General features: G+C 72.5%; 24 protein-coding genes and 2 pseudogenes. 14 read left to right on the top strand and 12 right to left on the bottom strand.

The annotated features are described in order from the left end of the window. Positions 1–141: 141 nt before the first annotated feature. From holA to ABS78_RS10620, 4 genes are all read right to left on the bottom strand, one after another. On the bottom strand, positions 142–1,194 hold the full coding sequence (gene holA / locus ABS78_RS10635) for a DNA polymerase III subunit delta (RefSeq protein WP_293378318.1): 1,053 nt from the start codon (positions 1,192–1,194) through the stop codon (positions 142–144). After that, positions 1,195–1,704 (bottom strand): LPS assembly lipoprotein LptE, encoded by a 510-nt coding sequence (lptE, locus tag ABS78_RS10630; protein WP_293378315.1) that lies wholly within the window; start codon positions 1,702–1,704, stop codon positions 1,195–1,197. Then, positions 1,701–4,313 (bottom strand): leucine--tRNA ligase, encoded by a 2,613-nt coding sequence (gene leuS / locus ABS78_RS10625; RefSeq protein ID WP_293378312.1) that lies wholly within the window; start codon positions 4,311–4,313, stop codon positions 1,701–1,703. The genes lptE and leuS overlap by 4 nt, the downstream gene beginning before the upstream one ends. Before the next feature lie 173 nt (positions 4,314–4,486). Further along, complete coding sequence (locus tag ABS78_RS10620; RefSeq protein WP_293378309.1) at positions 4,487–4,957, bottom strand: DUF3576 domain-containing protein; 471 nt, start codon at positions 4,955–4,957, stop codon at positions 4,487–4,489. Between the two features lie 272 nt (positions 4,958–5,229). Here ABS78_RS10620 and ABS78_RS10615 point away from each other — a divergent pair, with 272 nt between their 5' ends. Then, positions 5,230–5,616 (top strand): NtrZ family periplasmic regulatory protein, encoded by a 387-nt coding sequence (locus tag ABS78_RS10615; RefSeq protein ID WP_293378306.1) that lies wholly within the window; start codon positions 5,230–5,232, stop codon positions 5,614–5,616. Here the strand turns inward: ABS78_RS10615 and ABS78_RS10610 are convergent. Next, positions 5,606–6,055, bottom strand: coding sequence for a thiamine phosphate synthase (locus tag ABS78_RS10610; RefSeq protein WP_363083062.1), 450 nt, complete (start codon positions 6,053–6,055; stop codon positions 5,606–5,608). The two genes, ABS78_RS10615 and ABS78_RS10610, sit on opposite strands and share 11 nt — an antisense overlap. A 151-nt stretch (positions 6,056–6,206) precedes the next feature. Here ABS78_RS10610 and ABS78_RS10605 point away from each other — a divergent pair, with 151 nt between their 5' ends. Continuing rightward, positions 6,207–6,872 (top strand): YggS family pyridoxal phosphate-dependent enzyme, encoded by a 666-nt coding sequence (locus ABS78_RS10605; protein WP_293378303.1) that lies wholly within the window; start codon positions 6,207–6,209, stop codon positions 6,870–6,872. Positions 6,873–6,885: 13 nt separating this feature from the next. Here ABS78_RS10605 and ABS78_RS10600 read toward each other — a convergent pair whose 3' ends face one another. Continuing rightward, entirely contained in the window at positions 6,886–7,545 is a 660-nt protein-coding gene (locus ABS78_RS10600) for a sulfotransferase family protein (RefSeq protein ID WP_293378300.1), read from the bottom strand. 119 nt (positions 7,546–7,664) lie between these two features. Between ABS78_RS10600 and murJ the strand changes: the two genes are divergently transcribed. The 3 genes from murJ to ABS78_RS10585 all read left to right on the top strand — a co-directional run bounded on the left by murJ (position 7,665) and on the right by ABS78_RS10585 (position 11,029). Then, positions 7,665–9,329: a murein biosynthesis integral membrane protein MurJ gene (murJ, locus tag ABS78_RS10595; protein WP_293378297.1), complete on the top strand. Its 1,665-nt coding sequence runs from the start codon at positions 7,665–7,667 to the stop codon at positions 9,327–9,329. A gap of 125 nt (positions 9,330–9,454) precedes the next feature. Further along, on the top strand, positions 9,455–10,507 hold the full coding sequence (trpS, locus tag ABS78_RS10590; RefSeq protein ID WP_293378294.1) for a tryptophan--tRNA ligase: 1,053 nt from the start codon (positions 9,455–9,457) through the stop codon (positions 10,505–10,507). A gap of 45 nt (positions 10,508–10,552) precedes the next feature. Then, on the top strand, positions 10,553–11,029 hold the full coding sequence (locus ABS78_RS10585; RefSeq protein ID WP_293378291.1) for a universal stress protein: 477 nt from the start codon (positions 10,553–10,555) through the stop codon (positions 11,027–11,029). Positions 11,030–11,071: 42 nt separating this feature from the next. On the opposite strand, the gene secB is transcribed toward ABS78_RS10585, so the two are convergent. Then, positions 11,072–11,557 (bottom strand): protein-export chaperone SecB, encoded by a 486-nt coding sequence (gene secB / locus ABS78_RS10580; RefSeq protein ID WP_293378288.1) that lies wholly within the window; start codon positions 11,555–11,557, stop codon positions 11,072–11,074. A gap of 182 nt (positions 11,558–11,739) precedes the next feature. Between secB and timA the strand changes: the two genes are divergently transcribed. Genes timA through ABS78_RS10565 form a run of 3 tightly spaced genes read left to right on the top strand, consistent with a single transcriptional unit; the run spans position 11,740 to position 14,023 of the window. After that, entirely contained in the window at positions 11,740–12,357 is a 618-nt protein-coding gene (gene timA, locus ABS78_RS10575) for a TIM44-related membrane protein TimA (RefSeq protein WP_293378285.1), read from the top strand. Between the two features lie 5 nt (positions 12,358–12,362). Next, positions 12,363–13,523 (top strand): MltA domain-containing protein, encoded by a 1,161-nt coding sequence (locus ABS78_RS10570; protein ID WP_293378281.1) that lies wholly within the window; start codon positions 12,363–12,365, stop codon positions 13,521–13,523. Next, entirely contained in the window at positions 13,520–14,023 is a 504-nt protein-coding gene (locus ABS78_RS10565) for a Smr/MutS family protein (RefSeq protein WP_293378278.1), read from the top strand. Before ABS78_RS10570 ends, ABS78_RS10565 begins: the two co-directional genes overlap by 4 nt. A gap of 35 nt (positions 14,024–14,058) precedes the next feature. On the opposite strand, the gene ABS78_RS10560 is transcribed toward ABS78_RS10565, so the two are convergent. After that, positions 14,059–14,697, bottom strand: coding sequence for a TetR/AcrR family transcriptional regulator (locus ABS78_RS10560; RefSeq protein WP_293378275.1), 639 nt, complete (start codon positions 14,695–14,697; stop codon positions 14,059–14,061). Positions 14,698–14,908: 211 nt separating this feature from the next. Between ABS78_RS10560 and ABS78_RS10555 the strand changes: the two are divergent. From ABS78_RS10555 to ABS78_RS10545, 3 genes and pseudogenes are all read left to right on the top strand, one after another. Continuing rightward, a pseudogene (locus tag ABS78_RS10555) lies at positions 14,909–15,091 on the top strand (helix-turn-helix domain-containing protein); the annotation flags it as partial. A gap of 126 nt (positions 15,092–15,217) precedes the next feature. Beyond that, positions 15,218–16,315 carry a glycosyltransferase family 1 protein gene (locus ABS78_RS10550; RefSeq protein WP_293378408.1) on the top strand — a complete coding sequence of 366 codons (1,098 nt, stop codon included), beginning with the start codon at positions 15,218–15,220 and terminating at the stop codon, positions 16,313–16,315. A gap of 144 nt (positions 16,316–16,459) precedes the next feature. Further along, the gene (locus ABS78_RS10545) at positions 16,460–16,909 is read left to right on the top strand and encodes an NUDIX hydrolase (protein WP_293378272.1); all 450 of its coding nucleotides are present in this window, start codon (positions 16,460–16,462) and stop codon (positions 16,907–16,909) included. 31 nt (positions 16,910–16,940) lie between these two features. Here the strand turns inward: ABS78_RS10545 and ABS78_RS10540 are convergent, their stop codons facing one another. Next, a complete protein-coding gene (locus tag ABS78_RS10540) occupies positions 16,941–17,663 on the bottom strand; it encodes a diguanylate cyclase (protein WP_293378267.1) in 723 nt (240 codons plus the stop codon). Between the two features lie 159 nt (positions 17,664–17,822). On the opposite strand from ABS78_RS10540, the gene purE reads away from it, so the two are divergent. Then, complete coding sequence (gene purE / locus ABS78_RS10535) at positions 17,823–18,302, top strand: 5-(carboxyamino)imidazole ribonucleotide mutase (RefSeq protein ID WP_293378264.1); 480 nt, start codon at positions 17,823–17,825, stop codon at positions 18,300–18,302. Positions 18,303–18,306: 4 nt separating this feature from the next. Further along, positions 18,307–19,386, top strand: a complete 1,080-nt coding sequence (locus ABS78_RS10530) for a 5-(carboxyamino)imidazole ribonucleotide synthase (protein ID WP_293378261.1) — start codon at positions 18,307–18,309, stop codon at positions 19,384–19,386. Here ABS78_RS10530 and ABS78_RS10525 read toward each other — a convergent pair. From ABS78_RS10525 to ABS78_RS10515, 3 genes are all read right to left on the bottom strand, one after another. After that, entirely contained in the window at positions 19,364–20,830 is a 1,467-nt protein-coding gene (locus tag ABS78_RS10525; RefSeq protein ID WP_293378258.1) for an amidase family protein, read from the bottom strand. The genes ABS78_RS10530 and ABS78_RS10525 overlap by 23 nt on opposite strands. After that, complete coding sequence (gene dapB / locus ABS78_RS10520; protein ID WP_293378255.1) at positions 20,831–21,607, bottom strand: 4-hydroxy-tetrahydrodipicolinate reductase; 777 nt, start codon at positions 21,605–21,607, stop codon at positions 20,831–20,833. It lies immediately after the preceding gene. A gap of 100 nt (positions 21,608–21,707) precedes the next feature. Next, on the bottom strand, positions 21,708–22,745 hold the full coding sequence (locus ABS78_RS10515) for a hypothetical protein (protein ID WP_293378252.1): 1,038 nt from the start codon (positions 22,743–22,745) through the stop codon (positions 21,708–21,710). 134 nt (positions 22,746–22,879) lie between these two features. On the opposite strand from ABS78_RS10515, the pseudogene ABS78_RS10510 reads away from it, so the two are divergent. Then, positions 22,880–23,414: pseudogene (locus ABS78_RS10510) on the top strand (GNAT family N-acetyltransferase). Positions 23,415–23,424: the final 10 nt, after the last annotated feature.

Genomic DNA, 23,424 nt, shown 5'->3' with positions numbered 1-23,424 from the left:
GCTTCCCCTTTTTTGTGGTTGGCGCGAACCTATCGGCGGCGCCTGCGGCGGGAAGGTCGGTTTCTGGCGCCCGAGGCGGACACTTTTCGGGGTCGCGCTTGGGTGGGCGTCGTGGGGGAGGGTCCGTCGGTGGCGGCGGCCTTACAGCCCGAGGCGCCGGGCGCGGCTGGCGACCATGAGCGCCAGGCGTTCGGCGATGAGGCGGTCGGGCGAGCCGGCTGTCTTGCAGGCGCGGTCGGCGGCGAGGACCTCGGGCTGGATGCGGTCGAGTTCGTCCAGGGTCCAGGCGCGGGCCTGGCGGAGGAACTCCCGCTCCTGTTTCCAGAACACGCCCGAGGCCTTGGCCGCCTCCTGCGCGCCGGCGCCGGCCTTGACCAGGGTGAGCGTGCGGCGGAGGCGGCCCAGGTGCATCCCCACGGCGCGGACGGCGGCCGGCCCGGACTCGCCCTCCTGGGCGGCGCGGCGCAGGCCTGCCTGGGCCTCGGCGATGCGGCCGCCGAACGCGTCGGCGGCGGCGTCGAACAACGAGGATTCGGGTTCGACGCCGAGGAAGGGCTCGAGGTCGGCGGGGGTCGCCGTCATGCCGCCGCCCGGGCCGAGGTAGAGGGCCAGGCGCTCGATCTCCTGGCGCGCCACGCCGCGCTCCTTGGGCAGCCGGCCCACGAACAGCTGGAGGGCGTCGGCGGTCAGGCCGACCCGGTCGGCGGCGAGGGTGTCGCGCACCAGGCGGGCCACGTCGCCGGGCTCGTCCTCGTAGCAGGGGATGGCGGCGGCGGCCGTCGCCTTCTCGGCCGCCTTGCGCAGGGCGGACTCGCGGCCCAGGTTCCCGGCCTCGATCAGGAAGAAGGCGTCCGGGTTCAGCTCTCCGGCTGCATGGCGGACCAGGGATTCGGCCGCCAGCTTGTCGGCGGCGGGCTTTTCGGCCGTCAGGCGCAGGCGCACCAGGCGGCGGCCGCCCATCAGCGACTGGGCCGCCAGCTCGCCCTCCAGACGGCCGGCGTCGTCGGCCAGATCCTGCTCGGTCAGGACCGCGACGTCGAACGGGTCGTCCGGATTGGGGACCAGCTTCCCGGCGAGCTGGTGGCCGCGGTCGCGGACCACGCCCAGGTCGCGGCCGTAGATCAGGGCGGCGCGGACGGCCGGGTCGGGCTTCGACAGGAACCGCTCGATATCGGGGCGGCGGCTGAGGATCATCTAGCGCCCCGCGGCGCGTTGGCCCCCGTTGGCGAGCCAGACGGCCAGCTCCAGCTGGATCCGGCGGGCCGCCTCGTCGGCGGCGCGATCCTGGGCGTCCTGCTGGGCCGCTATGGAGGCGTAGGGCTGGTCGGCGGAGTCGTAGGTCAGTTCGACGCGCACCTGGCCACGCCGGGCGACGGCGCCGTCCGGGACGGTCTTCAGCACATAGGCGGCGGTGAGGACGTACTCGTAGCGGGTGGCCACGTTGTCGATCCGCACGCCGCGCGGATAGCGGGCCTCGCCGAGGCTCAGCTCCATCGTATAGGCCGGGGGCGCGCCGGGGTTGCGACCGAAGGCGTCGTCGAGGTGCTGACGGATCAGGTAGCCTGTCCGCCCGGCCGGAGCCTGGACGTCGATGGCCGCGAGGCTCCGCACCACCTGGGGTTCGCCGTACAGCGGCTGGAAGCCGGCGCAGCCGGACAGGCCTGTGGCGACCGCCAGTGCGGCGAAGGTCAGAGCGATCCTCATGCGGCCACGATATTCACGATCCGGTCCTTGACCACAATGATCTTGCGGATCGTCAGGCCTTCCAGCTTAGCGGCGATGTCCGCGTCGGCCTTCAGGATCGCCTCCACCTCGGCCGGCTCGGCGCCCGCCGGGGCGGTGATCTCGCCGCGGCGCTTGCCGTTGACCTGGACCGGCAGGACCTTCGTCGAGTCCTCGGTCAGGGCCGCGTCGAACGTGGGCCAGGGGGCCGCCACCACCATCCCCTCGCCGCCGATCCGGGCCCAGCACTCCTCGGCCAGGTGGGGCGTGAAGGGGGCGATCAGGCGGGCGAAGGCCGACAGCGCCTCCTGGCGGGCGGCGAGGACGGCCGGCGACGCGCCCTTGGCGGGGTTGGCCTTCAGGAGGTTCAGGAACTCGTACAGGCGCGCGATGCCCGAGTTGAACCGGAAGCCGTCGATGGCCTCGGTCACCTGGCGGATCAGCTTGTGGGTGGCGCGGCGCAGCTCGGCGTCGGGTTCGGCGGCGGCCACATCGGCGGGCTGGCTGTCGAATTCGTCCCACACGCGGGTGACGAAGCGCCAGGCGCCCTGGACCCCGCCGCTGGTCCACTGCACGTCGCGCTCGGCCGGACTGTCGGACAGCACGAACAGGCGCGCGGCGTCGACGCCGTAGACCTCGAAGATCTCCTCCGGGGCCACCGTGTTCTTCTTGGACTTCGACATCTTCTCGATGTCGCCGATGACCACCGGCTCGCCCGAGCCGGCGAGGGCCGCCCGCCGGGTGTTGCCCTCGGCGACGATCTCCACGTCCTTGGGCTCGACCCATTCGCCGGTCTGGCGACGGTAGGTCTCGTGGGTGACCATGCCCTGGGTGAACAGGCCCGCGAACGGCTCGCGCACCGAGAGCTGCCCGTCGTCGGCCAGGGCCTTGGTGACGAAGCGGGCGTACAGCAGGTGCAGGACGGCGTGCTCGATGCCGCCGATGTACTGGTCCACCGGCAGCCAGTAGTCGGCTTCGGACTTGTCGATCGGCTCGGCGGCGTGCGGGTTGGCGAACCGCGCGAAGTACCAGGAGCTGTCCACGAAGGTGTCGAGGGTGTCGGTCTCGCGAACCGCCGGACCGCCGCACTTCGGACAGGTGGTGTGTTTCCAGGTGGGGTGCCGCTCGAGCGCGTTGCCCGCCTTGCTGAACTCGATGTCGGCCGGATGGGCCACGGGCAGGGCGCTCTTGGGCAGGGGCACGACGCCGTCGGTCGGGCAGTGCACGACCGGGATCGGGCAACCCCAGGCCCGCTGGCGCGAGACGCCCCAGTCGCGCAGGCGGAACACCGTCGCACCCTCGCCGTCGCCCTGCGCCTCGATCCGGCGGATGGCCTCGGCCTTGGCCGCCTCGATGTCCAGGCCGTCCAGCCCGTCGGAGTTGTAGAGCGTGCCCGGGCCGACATAGGCCTCGTCGCCCACCCGGAACGCGGCCGCGTCCTCGCCGGGGGGCAGGACCACCGGCCGGACGGGCAGATCGTACTTGCGGCAGAAGTCCAGGTCGCGCTGGTCGTGCGCCGGGCAGGCGAAGATCGCGCCCGTGCCGTAGTCCATCAGGATGAAGTTCGCGATCCAGACGGGCAGCTCCCACGCCGGGTCGAACGGGTGCTTCACCCGGAGGCCGGTGTCGTACCCCTTCTTCTCGGCCGTCTCGATCTCGGCCTCGGTGGCCGCGCCCTTGCGGCACTCGTCGATGAACGCCGCCGCGGCCGGGTCGCGCGCCGCCACGGCCGCCGCCAGCGGATGGTCCGCGGCGATCCCCACGAAACTGGCGCCGTACAGGGTGTCGGGCCGGGTGGTGTAGACTTCCAGGCCGTCGGCGAAGCCGTCGGGCGCGGCCCCCCCGGCGCGCGCGGATTCCATCTCCTCGCCGGCGCGGGCGTGGGCGAAGTGGAACCGGAACTTCAGGCCTTTGGAGCGCCCGATCCAGTTCTCCTGCATCACGCGGACCTTCTCGGGCCAGCGGTCCAGGGCCTTCAGGTCGTCGGTGAGCTGGTCGGCGTAGTCGGTGATCCGCATGGACCACTGGTTCAGCTTGCGCTTCTCGACCACCGCGCCCGACCGCCAGCCGCGGCCGTCCACCACCTGCTCGTTGGCCAGGACGGTCTGGTCCACGGGGTCCCAGTTGACGACGCTTTCCTTGCGATAGACCAGGCCACGCTCGAACAGGTCCAAGAACCAGGCCTGTTGCTTGCCGTAGTAGTCGACGTCGCAGGTCGCGAACTCGCGCGACCAGTCGATGCTCAGGCCCAGCTCCTTCAGCTCGGACCGCATCCGGTCGATGTTCTCGTAGGTCCAGGCCTTGGGATCGACGCCGCGCTCCATCGCCGCGTTCTCGGCCGGCAGGCCGAAGGCGTCCCAGCCCATCGGGTGCAGCACGGCGAAGCCCTTGGCCCGCTTGAAGCGGGCGATGACGTCGCCCATGGCGTAGTTGCGCACATGGCCCATGTGCAGGCGCCCCGACGGATACGGGAACATCTCCAGCACGTAGTACTTGGGCTTGCTGCGGTCGGCGACCGCGCGGAAGGCGTCGGCGTCGGTCCACGCCTGACGCCACTTGGGCTCGATGTCTTTGGGATTGTAGCGGGCCATGACGCGCGGCCTTTGGACTGGAGTTGGACTTCCGGTCAACGGCATTCCTCCCCCGCTGGAGGAGGTGGATCGGGGCGAAGCCCCGAGCCGGAGGGGGCTTCATCCGCGGCGGTCGACCGGAGAGGGAGGCCCCCTCACCCGCTTCGCGGGAGCTCCCCCAGAAGGGGGAGCAGCTAGCCCCGGATGTTCGAAAGTCGGAGCTGGCGTGCGCGGGTCAGGATCGAATTCTCGATGTCGGTCTCGGTCTGGCCGGCGGCCGGCTGGTCGATCCACGTCCCCGACGTGTCGCGGACCTGCTTGAAGACCGCCACGTTCAGGCCGTCGGCGCGCAGGCGCGAGTCCAGGATGTAGACGGTCGCCTTGAAGCGCTCGTCCGGCTTCTCGGGATTGACGTACCAGTCGGTCATGATCACGCCGCCGTACGGATCGGCCGATTGCAGGGGCATGAAGCTGAGGGTGTCCAGCGTCGCGCGCCACAGATAGCCGTTCACGGCGATGGCGGCCGCGCTGTCGCCGGCGGGGCGGGCGCGAGAATTGCCGCCAAAGGGGGTCGGAACGCTGCCGCAGGCCGCCAGGCCGGCGACGCCCAGCGCCACGACCGCCACCTTGAGGACTCGCGTCCGGGTACCGCGCACAAACGGCATTAGCATCCGCCTCCATAGATTTCCGCGGGCGCATCCGCGCGCCACGGCGCCGCCCCGCGCCGGCTGCCTCTATAACAACGCCGCCGGAACCGCCAAACAGGAATCGCGTGGCGCTTGGGCCACACACGGCGCGCATATATCGTTCACAAGCTGAACGACGGCTGACTCCCGTTGACCCGGAAAAGGCGCCGCCCTTAATTCGCTGGCAATCGCGACGCTGTGCTGTATGGGCAGGGTCGCGGCAGGTGACCGTTGGGGCTATATAAGTTCGGATGTCGAAGCGCGGCGCGAGCATCGTCCTGGCCACAGCCATGCTGATGAGCATGGCGGCGGGCGGCGCGTGGGCGGCCGATCCGGCCGCCAAGTCCGTCGACTTCACCGTTCGCGCCGAGCCCACGACCGCGGCGCCCAGCGCCAGCCGGGCCTACAAGCTGGACGCCAGCAAGGGCCGTTTCGGCCTGACGTTCGGCATGCAGCAGCCCGATGGGCGTCCTGCGACGTCGAACGACGTCTCGGCCGGCGCCTTCTTCCGGATCACGCCGTCGGTGCGCGTGGGCGGCTCGGTGGCCCTGGGCGACCAGGACCTGACGCCGCAGCGCAACCAGGCCCGCCCCGCCGACCAGCCCAAGGTGCGGCTGGAATCCACCTTCAAGTTCTGAGGCCGTCCACGGCCGCCAGGCCGACGAGACCGCTGGCCCTCAGCCGCCGTGCGGTGGCGTCGCCTATTCCCCCCAGACCATAGACCGGACGCCCGGCCGCGCGCGCCAGCGCCGCCAGCCGCACGGGGCCCAGGGGCCGCCCGGCGGAAGGGCTGCGCGACGGCAGGGCCGGCGACACCACGACGGCGTGCGCGCCGGGCGCCCGGGCCGCAGCCGGATCGTGGGCCGCCGCGGTGATCAGCCAGCCGGGCCGGGCGCGGCGCAGCGGGCCGGCGCGATGGGCCAGCCGTTGGGGCAGGTGGACGCCGTGCGCGCCGATCCGGGCGGCCAGGGCCGCGTCCTGGCCGATGAGCAGGAGCAGGCCGCGCCGGCGCGCGATGGCCAGCAGCCGCCGCGCCCCGGCCTCGGCGTCCGGGGCGCCGAAGTGACGGAAGACGATCCCCGCGCCGCGCGGCAGGCGCCGGGCGACGGCCTCGGGATCGGGCGTGCGCGCCGGGTCGGTGAAGAACAGGAGGGACGGCAGGGCCTTCCGCAGCCTCCGGCGCGCCGGTAGAAGCCGGGCGGTCCGCTCAAGGGTCCAGAACGCCGAAATGTCCGCCCCCTCTTCCGAGTCCGCAGCCTACGCCGATGTGGTGGCCCGGATCGCCCGCGCCGCGCAAGCCGCCGGGCGCGATCCGGCCGACGTGACCCTGGTGGCCGTGTCGAAACAGCAGCCTTGGGAGGCCGTCGCGCCGGTGCTGGCCGCCGGCCAGCGGGTGTTCGGCGAGAACCGCGTGCAGGAGGCCATGACGCGCTGGGAGGGGCGGTCGGACGGCCTGGAGCTGCGCCTGATCGGCCCGTTGCAGACCAACAAGGCGCGCGAGGCGGTGGCGTTCTTCGACGTCGTCGAGACCCTGGATCGCGAAAAGCTGGCGCGCGTGCTGGCCGAGGAGGTCCAGCGCCAGGGCCGCCGGCCCCGGCTCTACGTGCAGGTGAACACCGGCGAGGAGCCGCAGAAGGCGGGCGTCGTCCCCGCCGAGGCCGACGCCTTCGTGGCCGCCTGCCGGGCAAGCTACGGCCTGGAGCCAGAGGGGCTGATGTGCATCCCGCCGGCCGACGAACCGCCGGGCCCGCATTTCGCGCTGCTGCGCGAGATCGCGCGCCGCCACGGCCTCGCGAAGCTCTCGATGGGCATGAGCGCCGACTTCGAGACCGCCATCCGCTTCGGCGCCACCAGCGTGCGGGTGGGCTCGGCGGTGTTCGGCGCGCGGGATTAGGATCGGCCGAGGGTTAGGCTTTGCCGGCCGCCGCCCGCGCGGACTGCGCGATCTTGTCCATGTCGAGCGGCGCCTTGCCGGACCCGGCGCGGCTCTGGAACTGCTCCGTCGAGTTCTCGCGCGGGTAGGGCGTGTCGGGCGTGGGGACGCCCAGGAACGCACACAGCGGGTCCCAGCCCTCGCGCACGTCGAACACCAGGAGCCGGTCCTTCGGCACGGCCGCGACCACCGTTTCCGTATGGCGGCGGAAGAAGTCGGTCATGAAGCCGCGGTCGTGCATGTCGCCGCCGTAGAAGGCGTTGATCTGGTCGAAGAACGTCTTCATCGGCTCCTGGTCGGGGTGCGGCCGGTGCGGGCTGAAGATGGTCGCCTGGGTGGAGTCGAACCACTTGTCGGGGTCGCGGACGGTGTGCAGCACCTTGGCGTCCGGATATCGATCCATCAGCTCGCGCCAGTAGCAGCAGCCCGGGTGGTCGACCATGGCCTCGTAGCCGTCGAAGATCGCGTCCCAGTCCCCCCGGCCCCGTCCCGCCTCGACCCAGAGCGGGATCGACGCCGGGTTCATGAACACCTCGGCCATGTGATGGCAGCGGAATCCCAGTTGTTCGAGCGCCAGCTTGGTCGACAGCGTGCCCGTCCGGCCGAGTCCCGACCCGATCACCTTCAGCCCCACGACGATCCTCCCTCTGTTCTGCGCATCAGCGTAGCGCGTCGGCGCCGAGAATCCACGGGCGATCCGCGGCGCTTGCGGCTAGGTTGACGCCGCTTCCGACGCAGCGTCCCTAGGGCTCCGTGACCGAGACCGCCACCCCGTCTCCCGCGCCGCCCGCGCCCGCGCCCGGACCCGCGCCAAAGCGATCCGGCGGCCTGCTGCGCTCGTCGGCCATCTTCTCGGGGCTGACGCTGGTGAGCCGGGTGATGGGTCTGGTCCGCGACCTCGTGGTCACCGCACGCCTGGGGGCCAGCGCCACCATCGCGGCCGATGCCTACTACACCGCGCTGGCCTTCCCGAACCTGTTCCGCCGGATCTTCGCCGAGGGCGCCTTCGCCGCGGCCTTCGTTCCCGCCTACTCGCGGCGGCTGGCGGGAGAGGGCGAGGCCGACGCCGACCGCTTCGCCGCCGACGCCCTGGCCACCGTCGCGGTCGCCACCGTGGCGGTGATGCTGGTCGCCCAGCTCGCCATGCCCTGGCTGATGTACGTCATCAACCCCGGCTACGCGGACGAGCCGGAGAAATTCCGCCTGGCCTGGATGCTCACCCAGGTGACGATGCCCTACCTGCCGTGCATGGCCATCGCGGCGTTGTTCTCCGGGGTCCTCAACGCCCGGGGAAAGTTCATCGTCTCGGCGGCCTATCCGACGGTGCTCAACCTTGTGATGCTGGCCGTGGTGCTGCCCCAGACCGACCCGGTGCGGGCCGCCTGGTGGGCGTCGGCCGGGGTGGTGATCGCCGGGATCGGCCAGGCGGGAATCTGCTGGTGGGGCGCCCGGCGCAGCGGCGCGCGCCTGCGCCTCGTCCGGCCGCGTCTGACGCCCGAGATGAAGGCGCTGGTGACACTGGCCGTGCCCGCCGCGATCGCCAACTCGGCCACGCAGATCAACATCTTCATCTCGGGAATCCTGGCCTCGCAGATCGCCGGGATGCGCGTCTGGATGAACGTGGCGGACCGGCTCTACCAGCTTCCCATGAGCCTGGTAGGGGTGGCCATCGGCGTGGCGCTGCTGCCGCGGCTGTCGCAGGCGCTCCAGCGGGACGACCACGACGACGCCCAGGCGGCGATGGACCAGGGGATCGTCTTCGCCCTGGCGCTCAGTCTTCCGGCGGCGGCGGCGCTGATGGCGCTGCCGGTCTATCTGATCGACGGCCTGTTCACCCGCGACCAGTTCACCGCGGTCGACGCGGCGGCCACAGGCCAGCTCCTGTTCCACTACGGCTGGGGCGTGCCGGCGTTCGTGCTGCTGCGCATCCTCCAGCCTGCGTTCTTCGCGCGGCAGGACACCCGGACCCCGATGCGGTTCTCGCTGATCTCGGTCGGGGTCAACATCGTGCTGGGGATCGCGCTGTTCTACGCCATCGGCTTCCAGGGCGTGGCCATCGCCACCAGCGTCGCGGCCTGGATCAGCGTGCTGCAGATGTGGGTCGCGCTCACCCGCCGCGGCGACTGGCGGCCCTCGCCGCAGACCGCCTCGCGGATCGTACGGATCGCGCTGGCCAGCGCGGCCCTGGGCGGCGCGCTTTTCGCCGCAAACCTCTTCCGGGCCGAGATCGAGGCGGCGGTCGGCGCCGTCGCGCCCTTCGGGGTGAAGGAGATTTCGATCGTCCTGGTCTGTTCGGCGGGTCTGGCGCTCTACCCGGCGCTGCTGTTCGCCTTCGGCGGCCTGACGCCGGCCGAGGCGAAGGCGGCCCTCCGCCGGCGGCGGGGCGATCCGCCCGCCGCGCCGGCGGACTTGTCGTGAGGCGCGCCGCGGGCTATTCGCGCCGGCATGGCTTTCGAACGTCTCACCTGGCGATGGCGCTGACCGCCCACCCGTGAAACCGGGCTTTGCGCCCGCCTGCCCGTTCCTTAGAGAAGCCGACCATCATGACCGACCAAGCTCCGACCCCGTCCGAGGGTCCCGTTCCCTATTCCGGCCCCGACCGCGTGCTTTCGGGCGTCCAGCCCTCGGGCGACCTGCACCTGGGCAACTACCTGGGCGCGCTGAAGAAGTTCGCGAGGCTCCAGCACGAGATCCCGACCTTCATCTTCGTGGCGGACTATCACGCCATCACCGTCTGGCAGGAGCCGGCGAAGCTGAAGCAGCAGGTGCGCGAGATCGCCGCCGCCTACCTGGCCACCGGCCTGGACCCCAAGGTCGCCACCATCTTCGCCCAGTCGGCCGTGCCCGAGCACGCCGAGCTGGCCTGGATCTTCAACTGCGTCGCGCGCCTGGGCTGGCTCGACCGCATGACCCAGTTCAAGGAGAAGAGCGGCAAGCACAAGGAGCGGTCCAGCGTCGGGCTCTACACCTATCCCGTGCTCCAGGCGGCCGACATCCTGGCCTACAAGGCCACCAAGGTGCCGGTCGGCGACGACCAGAAGCAGCACCTGGAACTGACGCGCGACATCGCCCAGAAGTTCAACAACGACTTCGCGGCGCCCGGCTTCTTCCCCCTGCCCGAGCCGCTGACCCAGGGACCGGGCGCGCGTGTGATGAGCCTGCGCGACGGGGCGGCCAAGATGAGCAAGTCCGACCCGTCGGACTATTCGCGCATCAACCTGACCGACGACGCCGACGCCATCGCCCAGAAGATCCGCAAGGCGCGCACCGACGCCGAGCCGCTGCCCGAGACGGCCGAGGGCCTGGAGGGTCGGGCCGAGGCGAAGAACCTGGTCGGCATCTATGCGGCGCTGGCGGGCAAGGCCGAGGCCGAGGTGCTGGCCGAGTACGCGGGTCAGGGCTTCGGCGCGTTCAAGCCGAAACTGGCCGACCTGGCCGTCGCGGTCATGGGTCCGATCGGCGGCGAAATGCGCCGGCTGCTGTCCGATCCGGGCGAGATCGACCGCGTGCTGACCGACGGCGCCGCCCGCGCCCGCGCCATCGCGGCGCCGACCCTGGCCGAGGTGAAGGCCCTGGTCGGATTCTGGGGCGCCTGAGGCCGCCCGCTTGCGCCCCGGCCTGCAAGCGGTAAGGCTCAGCGCATGAGCGTACGGCGCAAGTTCCTGGTCGTGGCGGACGATACGGCGGAGTTCCAGACGGCGCTCCGCTTCGCGTGCCGCCGCGCGCGTTCGACCGGCGGCTATGTCGCGCTGCTGCGGGTGATCCAGCCGGCGGTGTTCGAGCACTGGTCCGGCGTCCGCGAGGAGATCGCGCGCCAGCAGCGCCAGGAAGCCGAGGCGGCGCTGCAGCAGTCGGCCGAGTTCGTCCAGACGGAGACCGGCCTGCCGCCCGAGTTCCTGATCCATGAAGCCGACAGCCCCCGCGCCGCGCTTCGCAAGGTCCTCACCGAGGATCCGGACATCAAGATCGTCGTGCTGGCCGCGGCGACCGGGCGCGGGGGGCCGGGGCCTCTCGTCGGCGCCATCGCCAAGGACGGCGTGCGCTTCGGCGACCGCAAGGTGCCGATCACCATCGTCCCCGGCGACCTGACGGACGCCGAGATCGCGGACCTGGCCTGACCCTTCCCGACCTGACCCTTCCCGACCGGGAGGCGGCCCGCGTCAGGCGTGGCCGACGGTGGGGTCCTGCTGGGCCTTGCGGGCGGCGTAGACGCCGGCGAAATCGATCGGATCGAGCAGGAAGGGCGGGAAGCCGCCTTCCGCCGTGACCTCGGCGATGATCCGCCGGGCGAAGGGGAACATGTAGCGCGGGCACTCGATCAGGAGGACGGGCTCCATCTCCTCGGCCGGCACGCCGCTGATCTGGAACACGCCGCCGTACAGCAGCTCCACATGGAACAGCGCGCCGTCGGGGCGGCCGGCGCGGGCCGACAGCTTCAGGTCCACCTCGAACAGGCCGTCCTCGCGGCCGCGGGCGTTCATCTCGACCTGGAGGTCGATCTGGGGCTGGTCCTGGCTGGGGCGCAGCGCCTCGGGCGCGCGCGGGTTCTCGAACGACAGGTCGCGGATGAACTGGGCCAGGATGCGGATGCCGGGTTCGGCGCCCGGAACCGGAGGCGCGTCCGCGCCGGCGTCGGTGTCGGTCATGTGGTCGGAATCTCTGGTATGGGGAACGCGAGGATCGCGCCCATTCGGGCCCGAGCGGCTATCATGGCGCCCCTTGCGTTGCAACGCCGCCCCTGACGGCGGCGTTCCGTGAGGCTATATACGTGCTAACAAGCCGGACCCGGTGATCCGGCCGCGTCCATGACCGAACCGAAAGCGAGCTGTTGCAAGTCCTGGAACTGATCATCTTCGCGGGCCTGGCGGCCGTCGTCCTCTACCAGCTCTATTCGGTGCTGGGGCGTCGCAAGGGGCTGCAACCCGAGGATCGCAAGCAGGCCGAGCCGATCGAACGCCGGCCCGCCTCGCCCGAGCGCGCGCCCGAGCCGGCCGACGACGGCGTCGAGCTGACGGGCCTGGCGGCCGTGCGCGCCAGGGACCCGGGGTTCGACGTCGGACGCTTCCTGAACGGCGCCAAGGGCGCCTACGAGATGACGGTGAAGGCCTTCGCCGAGGGCGACCGCGCCACGCTGCGCAACCTGCTGGCCGCCGACGTGCTGGCCAGCTTCGAGCAGGCCATCGACCAGCGCGAGGCCGAGGGTCGCACCGAGACCGTCGAGTTCTTCCACGCCCCGCGCGCCGACCTGGAGAAGGCCGAAGTGGCGCCCGGCGACGTGGCGCGGGTGACCGTCCGCTTCCTCGCCGAGTTCCGCAACCGCGCGAAGGGTCCCGAGGGCGAGTCGGTGGACGATCGCCGCACGGCCGAACTCTGGACGTTCGAGCGTCCGCTGAAGAGCCGCGATCCCAACTGGACCCTGGTCCACGTCGACGCCGCGGAGGCGTAGGCGCCGTGAGATGGGGGGTATGGGCGGCGGGTCTGGCCGCGTTGAGCCTCGCCGCCTGCGCCACGCGGTCCGAGCATGGGCCGCCGCCGCCCGGCTTTCCCCCGCCAGGACTACCGCAGCCCGAAGCGCCCGCGCCGCGCCCGACGCCGGTCCCCGAGCCGCAGCGCATTCCCCTCTCGCAGCTTCCCGGCTGGAGCGAGGAAGATCATGACGCGGCGTTCGCGGCCTGGCGGGCGACCTGCCAGGTTTCGAAGGCGCCCGCGACGGCCGACCTCTGCGCCCGCGCCCGCGCGGTGCGCGACACCGGTCCCGGCGTGGGCCGCGCCTTCCTGGAGGCCTTCTTCGAGGCCGAACGGGCGCCGGGCGACGGCGTGCTCACCGCCTATTTCGCGCCGGAATACGCCGCCCGGTCGCGGCCCGACCGCGAATTCAGCGCGCCCCTGCGGCCCCGGCCGGCCGATCTGGCGCCCGGCGAGAACGGGACCGTGTGGCGGATCCGCCCGGACGGCGTCCGCGAGCCCTATCCCGATCGCGCGGCCGTCGAGACGGCGGCGGAAAGCCCGTCCTCCGGGACTCCTCTGGCGTGGATGCGGCCCGAGGAGCTGTTCTTCCTGCAGATCCAGGGCTCGGGGGTGCTGGTGATGGAGGACGGCCGGCGGATGAAGGCCCTCTACGCCGCGCACAACGGCCGCCCGTTCGTGGGCGTGGCCAACCCTATGCGCGACCGGGGCCTGCTGGCGCGCGACAACACCTCGGGCGAGGCGATCCGCGCCTGGCTGGCGGCCAACCGCGGGCCGGCGGCGGACGAGATCATGCGGCTGAACCCGCGCTACGTCTTCTTCCGCCTGGCGCCCGACGACGGGCGGCCGCCCGTCGGCGCCGCGGGGCTGCCGCTGCCCCGGGGACGGGCCGTCGCCATCGACCCGGCGTTCCACGGCTATGGCGGGCTGGTGTGGCTGGACGCCGAAGCGCCTCTGCTCGCGGGCGCCTTTCCGCGCTACCGCCGGCTGGTCGCGACGCTCGACACCGGCGGGGCGATCCGGGGCGAGGTGAGGGCCGACCTCTATCTGGGCGAGGGCGATGCGGCGGGACTGGAAGCCGGGCGCGTCCGTCACACCCTCCGCCTCTGGCGCCTGGTTCCCCGCTCGGCCGCCGCCCCGCCATGAAACGGCCGCTCAAGCCCGAGGAGCTCAAGATCTGGGGCCTGGTCGCCGCCACCGTGCACCCGCTGGTGGGCCGCGATGCGCCGAAGCCGGCGCGCCCGCAGACCCTGGACGCCCCGGCCCGGATCGCGCCGCAGCGCGCCGGAGACGCGGCCAAGGCGCTGCGCGAGGGCGTCGATCCCATCGAGCCCAACCGCCGGCATCGGATCAGCCGCGAGCGGGAGGAGATCGGCGGGCGGCTGGACCTGCACGGCCTGACCCAGGAGCGCGCCCGCGCCGTTCTGGACGACTTCCTGAAGCGCGCCCAGGCCGACGGCGTCCGAGCGGTGCTCATCATCACCGGCAAGGGCGTGCAGGGCGACGGCGTGCTCCGGCGTCGCGTGCCGGACTGGCTGGGCGCGCCGCACCTGAGCCACGTCGTCGCCGGCATCTCGGAGGCGCATCGCCGCCACGGGGGCGCCGGGGCGCTGTATGTGGCGCTGAAACGCAGGCCCCGCCCGTAGGCCGCGTTTCGGGGCGGCCTTCGTGGGCGCGGTGGCTATTCGCTCCAGAGATCGGCGGCGTCGGTGCGGCGGTTGAGGGCGCGAACGGCGCGTTTGACCACGGCCAGGAGACGTTCGCGGCGGGCGTCCTGGTCGTAGGTGAGCGAGCCCCGGGCCAGGCCTTCCAGCAGGAAGCGACCCAGGTCGCGGCTGGTCTGAAAGCGCGGATCGGTTCCGGCCTGGACCATCGCCCCGAAGCGGTCGCCGCCGAGCTGGGCGTGGTCGAACGCGCTCTGGGCGCCGGCCAGCCGATCGGCCAGCATGGCGTCGGTGCGGGCCGCGGCCTCCAGCTCGGCGAACGCCCGGAACGGCAGTTCGTGCAGCAGGGCCCAATAGACGTCGATGGCGTGCTCGGCCGCATCCACGCCCGGCGGCGGCGGACCGGCGGCGGCCTGTTCGAACAGGCGGGCGCGGTGCAGCTCGATATGGGCCACCGCGGCCTCGACCAGCTCCTCGCGCGTGGCGAAATGATAGAGCATCGCGCCGCGGGTCAGCATGGCGGCGTCGGCGATCACGGCGTTCGTGGCCGCGTGGTAGCCGATCTCGGCGAACAGGCGCATGGCGTTGTCGAGGATGCGCGCGCGCGTCCGCTGCGACTTCGGCGTCGCCTTGGCGGGATAGATTCGCGCGTCCATCGGACCCAAGGGAATGACGACCTGGGGAGGTCCTGCTCTCGACCCTTCTCCCTAGCAACAGCCGGGGTCGCCGCGCCAGGGTTTGGACGGGCGGCGCTTCGATTGGACGCGCCCCTGCCCGCGGATTGGGCGACCCGGCGGCCGGCGCGACAGTTTTGCAGCGATCGCGGCGCGTTGACTTGGCGTCCGAACCCGTGACAGTGCCGCTGTCATGAAATCGCCCCTGCCCAACATGCGCGACCGCCAGCGGGCGGAAACGCGGGAACAGATCCTCCGCGCCGTGGGCCGCCAGCTCGAAGACCGCCAGCTCGAGGACCTGAGTTTCGCCGAGATCGCCCGCGACGCCGGCGTGGGCGAGCGCACCGTCTATCGCCACTTCCCCACCAAGGAATCCCTGCTCGGCGCGTTCTGGGCCTTCCTCCAGAGCGAGGCGCTCGGCCAGCCCGAACGACCGCGGGCGGCGCGCTCGGACAGGCGCCTGCGCGAGGCCATCACCGCGCCGCGCGACGCCCAGCGGCCCATGCGCATCCTGGTGGCCACCGACGCCTGGGAGCCGCAGGTGAACGGCGTGGTCCGCACCTTGACCCGCGTGGTGCAGGAGCTCCAGGCCATGGGCCATACGGTGGAGGTGATCCACCCCGGCCAGTTCAAGACCTTCCCGCTGCCCACCTACGCCGAGATCAAGGTGGCGATCGGCGTCTACGAGCCGGTGCAGGAGCTGTTCAAGGCGTTCGAGCCCGAGGCCATCCACATCGCCACCGAAGGCCCGATCGGCCTGGCGGCGCGACGCATCTGCGTGGAATGGAAGCTGCCCTTCACCACCAGCTACCACACGCGGTTCCCGGAATATGTCTCGGCCCGGCTGCCGCTGCCGCTGGCGGCGGGCTATGCGTATATGAAGTGGTTCCACAAGCCGTCGGGCCGGCTGATGGTGGCCACCCCCACCATGCGCGAGGAGCTGTCGCGCCACGGCTTCCGCAACATCTCGGCCTGGTCGCGCGGCGTCGACACCGAGCATTTCCGCCCTCGCGCCGAGGGCGAGCCCGACCTGTTCGCCCATCTGAAGAAGCCGGTCTTCCTCTACGTGGGCCGCGTGGCGGTGGAGAAGAACATCGAGGCGTTCCTGGGCCTGGACCTGCCGGGGACGAAGGTGGTCGTGGGGCCGGGGCCGCAGCTCGAGGAGCTGACCGAGAAGTATCCCGATGTGGTGTTCACGGGCGCGAAGTCGGGGCGGGACCTGGCCGACCACTACGCCTGCGCCGACGTCTTCGTCTTCCCCTCGCTCACCGACACCTTCGGCCTGGTGATCCTCGAGGCCATGGCGGCGGGCACGCCCGTGGCCGCCTATCCGGCGCCCGGGCCCATCGACCTGATCCCCGGCTCGGGCGCGGGCGTCCTGGCGCTGACGGCGACCGAAGGCCTGCGCGAAGCCTGCCTGCAATGCCTGGAGCTGGACCGGAAGCGGGTGCGGGCCTTCGCCGAGACGTTCTCGTGGCGCGCCTGCGCCGAGGACTTCGTGAAGAACCTCCAGCCCTACCCCGAACCCGAGAAGACGCGCTTCTGGCGGCGCCTGCGACGGCTGGCGAGGGTGCGGCGGCGGCGGCCCGAAGCCGCCTGAGAGGAGGCGGTGGGCGGCGACCCGCGCGACGCTCATGACAGTTTTGTGACAATCCGATTGTCCGGGCCCGAAACCGCGCGTACATCGCCCGGCTTCGAAGGCCTCGAGACGGCCGATTCGCCAGGGAGCGCCGGACCACCGCCGATGGGCAAGAAGCGCGACAGGCTGCGTCCGGAACCCGACCGGGAGCCCAGGACCCAGTACGCCGCCCTGCCCTGGCGCAAGGCCGACGACGGCTCGGTCCAGATCCTGCTGATCACATCGCGGGAAAGCCGCCGCTGGGTGATCCCCAAGGGGTGGCCGATGAAGGACAAGGCGCCCGAGGCCGCCGCCGCCCAGGAAGCCTATGAGGAGGCGGGGGTGCTGGGCGCGCCCAAGCGCAAGCCGCTGGGAATCTACCACTACGACAAGCGCCTGCGTTCGGGGCGGCTGCAGCACGTGCGGGTGATGGTCTATCCGCTGGAAGTCGCCGAGGCCCGCGACATCTGGCCCGAGATGGCCGAGCGCGACCGCATGTGGGGCTCGCCGGCGGAAGCGGCGGGCCTGGTGGACGAGCCGGAACTGCGCACGCTGCTGGCGAAGTTCAAGGCCTGAGGCCCTGCCTCCGCAAGATGCGGGACGCGCGCTACCCCGCCTTGCGCAGGCGGCGGGTCTCGTACATCGCCCCATCGGCCTCGGCGAGGATCGCTTCGGGATCGGCCCCGGCGGCGATCCCGGCCACGCCGTAGCTGGCGCGCAGACCGCCCATCGCGGCCAGCGCGGGGTCGGCCGCGATGGCTTCGCAGAGGGCGGCGGCCTTGGCGGCGGCCGCGGCGCGATCGGCCTGGGCCAGCACCACGGCGAACTCGTCGCCGCCCATGCGTCCCACCACGTCGCCCTCGCGCACATTGGACAGCAGGATGTCGGCCACCGCCTTGAGGGCCTGGTCGCCGGCGGCGTGTCCCAGTCTGTCGTTGATCGACTTGAAGCCGTCGAGATCGAAGTAGACCAGGGACGCGGCGAAGCCGTAGCGGTCGCCGAAGGTGCGCACCCGGCTCAGCTCGCGCACGAAGGCGCGACGGTTGTAGAGGGGGGTCAGGGCGTCGCGATCGGCCAGGCCTTCGGCCTCGGTCAGACGGGCCTTGAGGCGGCCCACCTCGGCTTTCAGGGTGTCGAGTTCCGAGGCGAGGGCCGAGACGGCGGCCTTCACCGCCGCGGTCATTTCGGCCGGAGGAATGCCCAGAACCTGTATCCGGTCGGGCGGCGCAGGCGCGCCGGTGGCGGCGACGGTCCCCTGTCGGGTGTCGGGCCGGCCGCCGGACCGGGCGCCGGGTCGGATCTGTTCGCTGCGGGCGCCGGCTATTCTCATGGGCTGTCCCACCAGGGCCATTCGACAAGGTTAACGCTATTCGAAGCGACCGCGGTTAAGGGATTCTAACGGCGCTGCATTGTGCGCGCAAAGGCGGCGCCTATACTCCGCGCCCTTTCCGGGACCCCCTTTCCGGAACTCTGGGGATTCGAACGACGCATGAGCGCGCCCGTCGCCATCATCATGGGCAGCCGGTCCGACTGGCCGATCCTGCGACACGCCGCCGAACTGCTGGACAGCCTGGGCGTGGCCTACGAGGCCAAGGTGGTCTCGGCCCACCGCACGCCGCAGCGCATGTACGACTTCGCCCGAGGGGCCAAGGCGGCGGGATTCCAGGTGATCATCGCCGGCGCGGGCGGCGCCGCCCACCTGCCGGGCATGACCGCCTCGCTCACCGACCTGCCGGTCCTGGGCGTGCCGATCGAGTCCAAGGCGCTGAAGGGCATGGACAGCCTGCTCTCCATCGTCCAGATGCCCGGCGGCATCCCGGTGGGCACGCTGGCCATCGGCGAGGCGGGCGCCAAGAACGCCGCGCTGCTGGCCGCGCGCATCCTGGCGCTCTCGGACCCGGCGGTGGCCGAACGCGTCGCCGCATTCGCCGCCGAACAGACCGCCAGTATTCCCGAGGCCGTCGAGTAGCCCCATGACCGCCCTTCCGCTTCCGCCCGGTTCGACCCTCGGCATCCTGGGGGGCGGGCAGCTCGGCCGCATGCTGGCGCTGGCCGCGGCCCGGCTGGGCCTGGACGTCGCGGTGCTGGAGCGCGACGCCGACAGCCCCGCCGGCCAGGTCTCGAACCACACCATCGTCGGCGCGTACGACGACCCGGCGGCGCTGGAGAAGCTGGCCGCCGTCGCCAGGGTGGTGACGTTCGAATTCGAGAACGTGCCGGCCCAGTCGGTCCTGACCCTCCAGAAGCTGGGCTGCGAGGTCGCGCCGGGCGCCGAAGCCCTGGCCGTGGCCCAGGACCGGGTGGCCGAGAAGCAGTTCCTGAACGCCGCCGGCGCGCCCACGGTGGCTTTCAGTTCGGCCGACAGCGCCGACGAGGCCGTGGCCGCCGCGACCGCCATGGGCGCTCCGGTGCTGATGAAGACTCGCCGCGAGGGGTACGACGGCAAGGGCCAGCGCTGGATCGAGCACGCCGCCGACGCCGCCGATGCGTTCGAGGTCCTGGGCCGGGTCCCGGTGATCCTGGAAGCGCCGGCGGACTTCGTGCGCGAGCTGTCGGTGATCGCCGCGCGCGGCCGCGACGGCGAAACGGCGATCTATCCCCTGGCCGAGAACCATCACGAAGGCGGCGTCCTTCGCCGGAGCCTGGCGCCGGCCGAAGTGTCGGCCGCCCTGGCCGAGCAGGCCGAGAAGATCGCCCGGCGCGTCCTGGACGGGTTGAACTATGTCGGCGTGATCGGGATCGAGCTGTTCGAGTTGAAGGACGGCCGGCTGCTGGTCAACGAGATCGCGCCGCGGGTCCACAACTCGGGACACTGGACCCAGGACGGCTGTTCGGTGGACCAGTTCGAGCAGCATGTCCGCGCCGTCGCCGGCTGGCCGCTGGGGCCCACCGAGCCGCACGCGCGGATCGAGATGCTGAACCTGCTGGGCGACGAGGCGGATCAGTGGGCGAAGTACGCCCATGACCCGGATGCGCGCCTCCACCTCTACGGCAAGCGGCAGGCCAAGCCCGGCCGCAAGATGGGCCACGTCAACCGCCTGAGGCGACTCTAAGACATCCGGAGCGGGGCGACTCGAAGCCGCGGACGTTCTCGTCGATGGCCTGGGCGATGGCCAGGATGCGGCCGTCCGCGCCCATCGGCCCGATGAGCTGGGCGCCCACGGGCAGTCCCGCAGATGTGCGCCCCGCGGGCAGGGCGGTGGCCGGCAGCTTCAGGGCCGTGGCCGGGGAGATCCACGTCAGCAGGCTGTTGTAGCTCAGGCTCTCGCCGGTCGAGGTGGCGAGGCGGCGCCGGCCGAAGGGACGCCGGTCGTGCGGGAAAGCCGGGACCGGCGCGATCGGGGCGAGGATGGCGTCGAACCGGGCGAAGGTGTCGTCGATCTCGTGGCGCAGGCGCGCGCGCGCCGCGTCGGCGGCCATCCATTCCCGGTGCCGGGCGGTGTAGGCCAGGGTGGCGGCGGCGTCGGACAGCGGCCCGGCGCCGCGAGCCAGGGCGAATCGCGCGAACGGCCGCGCGCGTTCCAGGCCCCGCAGCACGCGGGGCGGCAGGTCTTCGCCCAGCACGGCGCCCAGCAGGGTCTGGTAGGCGAAGAGCAGGGCGCGCATGTCCACCGGGCTCGTCACCGGCTCCACCTCGGCGCCGGCGTCGCGCAGCTGGGCGGCGAAGGCCTCCACCACCGCCCGGACCTCGGGGTCGAGGGGGCACAGCGGTTCGTCCAGCCAGAGCCCGATCCTGACCGTCTTCAGGTCGGCGGGCGGCGCCTTGGGGGCCAGCGGCCCGTCCTCGACGATCGACAGCAGAAGGCGCAGGTCGCGCACGGAGCGGGCCATGGGTCCGACCACGTTCAGGTCGCGCTCGGCGAACGAACCCGGGCTGGGCGGGACATGACCGCGTTGCGAGACCATGCCCCAGGTCGGCTTGTGGCTGAACACGCCGCAGAAGCTGGCGGGCACGCGCAGCGAGCCGCCGATGTCCGAGCCGATCTCCAGCGGTGTGACGCCCGCCGCCAGCGCCGCCGCCGCGCCGCCGGACGAGCCGCCGGGCGTACGCGCGGGATCCCAGGGATTGTGGGTGGCGCCGTAGAGGGCGTTGGCGCTCTGCCAGTCGCCGGCCATCACGGGCACGTTGGTCTTGCCCCAGATCACCGCCCCGGCCCGGCGGGCGTGGGAAACGGCGACGGCGTCCTCGACCTGGCGGCGGCGCAGGTGCGGCAGCCCTGAGGAGGCGGCCATGCCGGCCACGTCGAAGGTGTCCTTGACCGTCATCGGCAGGCCGGCGAGCGGCCCGAGGGACTCGCCACGGACGCGGGCGTCGTCGAGCGCGCGGGCCCGTTCCAGCGCTCGTTCGGGGTCGGCCGCCACCACGGCGTTGAGGGTGGCATGGGTGTCGGCATGACGCTCGAGCGCGGCCTTCAGGAGCTCGACCGCCGAAACATGCTTGGTCGCCAGCGCCTGGAGCTGGGCGGTCGCGTCGTCGTCGATCAGGTCCCGGGCCACCTAAGGCCCCTTCGTCCCCAGGACGTCCTGCATGTCGTAGAGGCCGGGCGGTCGGCCGGCGACCCATCGGGCGGCGTGGGCGGCGCCGCGGGCGAACAGGGCGCGGTCGCGTCCCGAATGGCTGAGGGTCAGGATCTCCTCCTCGCCGGCGAAGGTGACGGTGTGTTCGCCCACGATGCCTCCGCCGCGCAGCACCGAGAAGCCGATCTCGCCGGGCGGCCGGGCGCCGGTGATGCCGTCGCGGGCGCGGCGCGCCACCTGATCCAGCGCAACGCCGCGGCCGGCGGCGGCGGCCTCGCCCAGCATCAGGGCGGTGCCCGAGGGCGCATCGACCTTGTGCTTGTGGTGGGCCTCGAAGATCTCGATGTCCCAGGTGTCGGCCGGCAGGGCGCGCGCGGCCTGGGCCACGAGGCCCATCAGCAGATTGACGCCGAGCGAGAAGTTGCCGGCGAAGACGATGGGGGTGCGCGCGGCGGCGGCGGCGATGGCCGCGCGTTCGGCGTCGCCCGCGCCCGTGGAGCCGATCACCAGGGCCACCCCGGCGTCGGCGCCCGCCGCGGCCAGTGCGACCGAGGCGGCGGGGGTGGTGAAGTCGATCACCACGTCGGCGGCGGCGAGGGCCTCGGCCTGCGACACCAGGCCGTCGCCCGTCGCCCCGGGCCGGTCGAAGCGGGCCGCGACAGTCAGGGCGGGGTCGCCTTCGGCCACCTTCGCCACGGCCTGGCCCATGCGGCCGAGAGCGCCGGCGATGGCGATGCGGATGGGGGACGTGGACACGGCGAAGGCGCTCCCGGCGACGGATACCGGGCCTGTCTCCCGCGGGAAGGCCGCCCGGTCAATCCGGTGCGGTCGGGCCGGCGCGGCCGGTGGCGACGGCCTATTCGTCGCGCGCGTCGCGGGTCAGGTCGCGCAGCTCGGAGATGCGGGCCAGGTAGACGTCCTCCACCGCCCAGGGGGCCTCGCGGGCCGCCGCGGCGCGGGCCTCCCGCCAGCGGGCCTGCTGCCGGCGCAGGGCCTGCGACGGCACGCCCGCCGCCTCGGCTTCGGCGTAGGCGCGCTGGAGCTGCTGCTCGCGCGCCGCCAGCAGGGCGTCGTCGCAGCCGGTTCCGCAGCCGTCGGCCCGCGCCACGCGGGTGGGTCCGTCACCGCGGAGGGGCGCGGCGGCCGGCTTGCGAGCGGGTGGTTTGCGGGCGGACGACGGGTCGGCCGGCCGGGGCTTGGCGACGGCGACGACCGGGCGCTTCGGTCGCATGTCGCCCGATTTCGTGGCGGCCGCGGGCTTTGGGGCCGTGGTTTCCTTCCTGGTTTCGGCCTTGGCCTGCCTTTGGGCCTTCGGCTTGGGCTCCGAACGGGCGGCGACCGACCCGGCCCTGTCGGGCGCTGACCTGGGGCGGGATTCCGCCTTGGGCGCCGGCTCGGTCTTGCGGATCGCCGGCGAGGCGACCGCGATGGCCTTCACCAGGCGCGCGACATCCCCCGATGCGGGACGGTCGGGCGCCGGCGGGGCCGGCATCGTATAGGGCGCCGCGCTCTCGGCGGCGGCGGCGGCCATGTCGGGCGGCAGGACCTCGATGGGCGGACCGATCGGCGCCGGCGTCTCGTCCACCACGACCTGGAGCAGGGGTTCGACGGGCGTCTCGACGGGGCCTGTCGCTTCCGGCTTCGCGCCGGACGCGGCTTCTGGCGCAGGACGGGCGAGGAATCCCAGGCCGGCGCCCAGGACGCAGGCGCCGGCCACCCCGGCCAGCGCGATGCGCCATGAGCCCGAAGGCCCGGCTTCGATCAGGGCGAACGTCCCGGCGGGGACGTTGCGGGCCCCGGAGTCACGGGTTGCGGAGTCCGGGGCTGGAGAACGGGAAGCCGACGGCGGCAGGGAGCGGGGCGGCAGGGAGCGGGGCGGCGGTTCCGACGACATGGGCGACCCTTCGACACACAGGGTTCCCTCGACGTATGGGACAGGCGCGAAACGCAACGCGCAGCACGCGCAGCCGAAAGTCGCCCCAGTCCCTATAGCTCTCCCGTTCACAGATTGAGGCCTTTTCGACCCCGATGCAAACCCCGGTCCTGGAAACCGAACGGCTGATCCTGCGGGCGCCCGAACCGCAGGACTTCGACGCCTGGGCGGCGTTTTGCGCCGACCCCGAAACGATGCGGTTCCTGGGCGGGCCGACCGACCGCATCGGCGCATGGCGCATCATGTCGGGCATGGCGGGCGGCTGGATGTCGCGCGGGTTCTCCATGTTCTCGGTCGTCGAGAAGGCGACCGGCCGCTGGGTGGGGCGGTTGGGGCCCTGGCAGCCCGAGGGCTGGCCGGGAACCGAGGTGGGTTGGGGCCTCTCGCGCGACGCCTGGGGGCGGGGCTACGCTGTCGAGGGCGCCGCCGCGGCCGTCGACTGGGCGTTCGACGTCCTGGGCTGGACCGAGGTGATTCACAATCGAGGCGGAGAACACGCCGTCCCAGGCGGTTGCGATGCGGCTCGGCTCGCGCATCCTCCGCCAGGCGATCCTGCCGCCACCGCTCGGTCTCGCGGTCGACTGCTGGGGCCAGACGCGGGAGGACTGGCGGGCGCGGCGTCGGGACTGAAGACCGGGCA

Source organism: Phenylobacterium sp. SCN 70-31, from assembly GCF_001724605.1.
In the GTDB taxonomy this organism is placed as follows: Bacteria; Pseudomonadota; Alphaproteobacteria; order Caulobacterales; family Caulobacteraceae; genus Phenylobacterium.
Note: the sequence above shows the minus strand (reverse complement) of the source record. Positions and strands in the feature narration are given on the sequence as shown.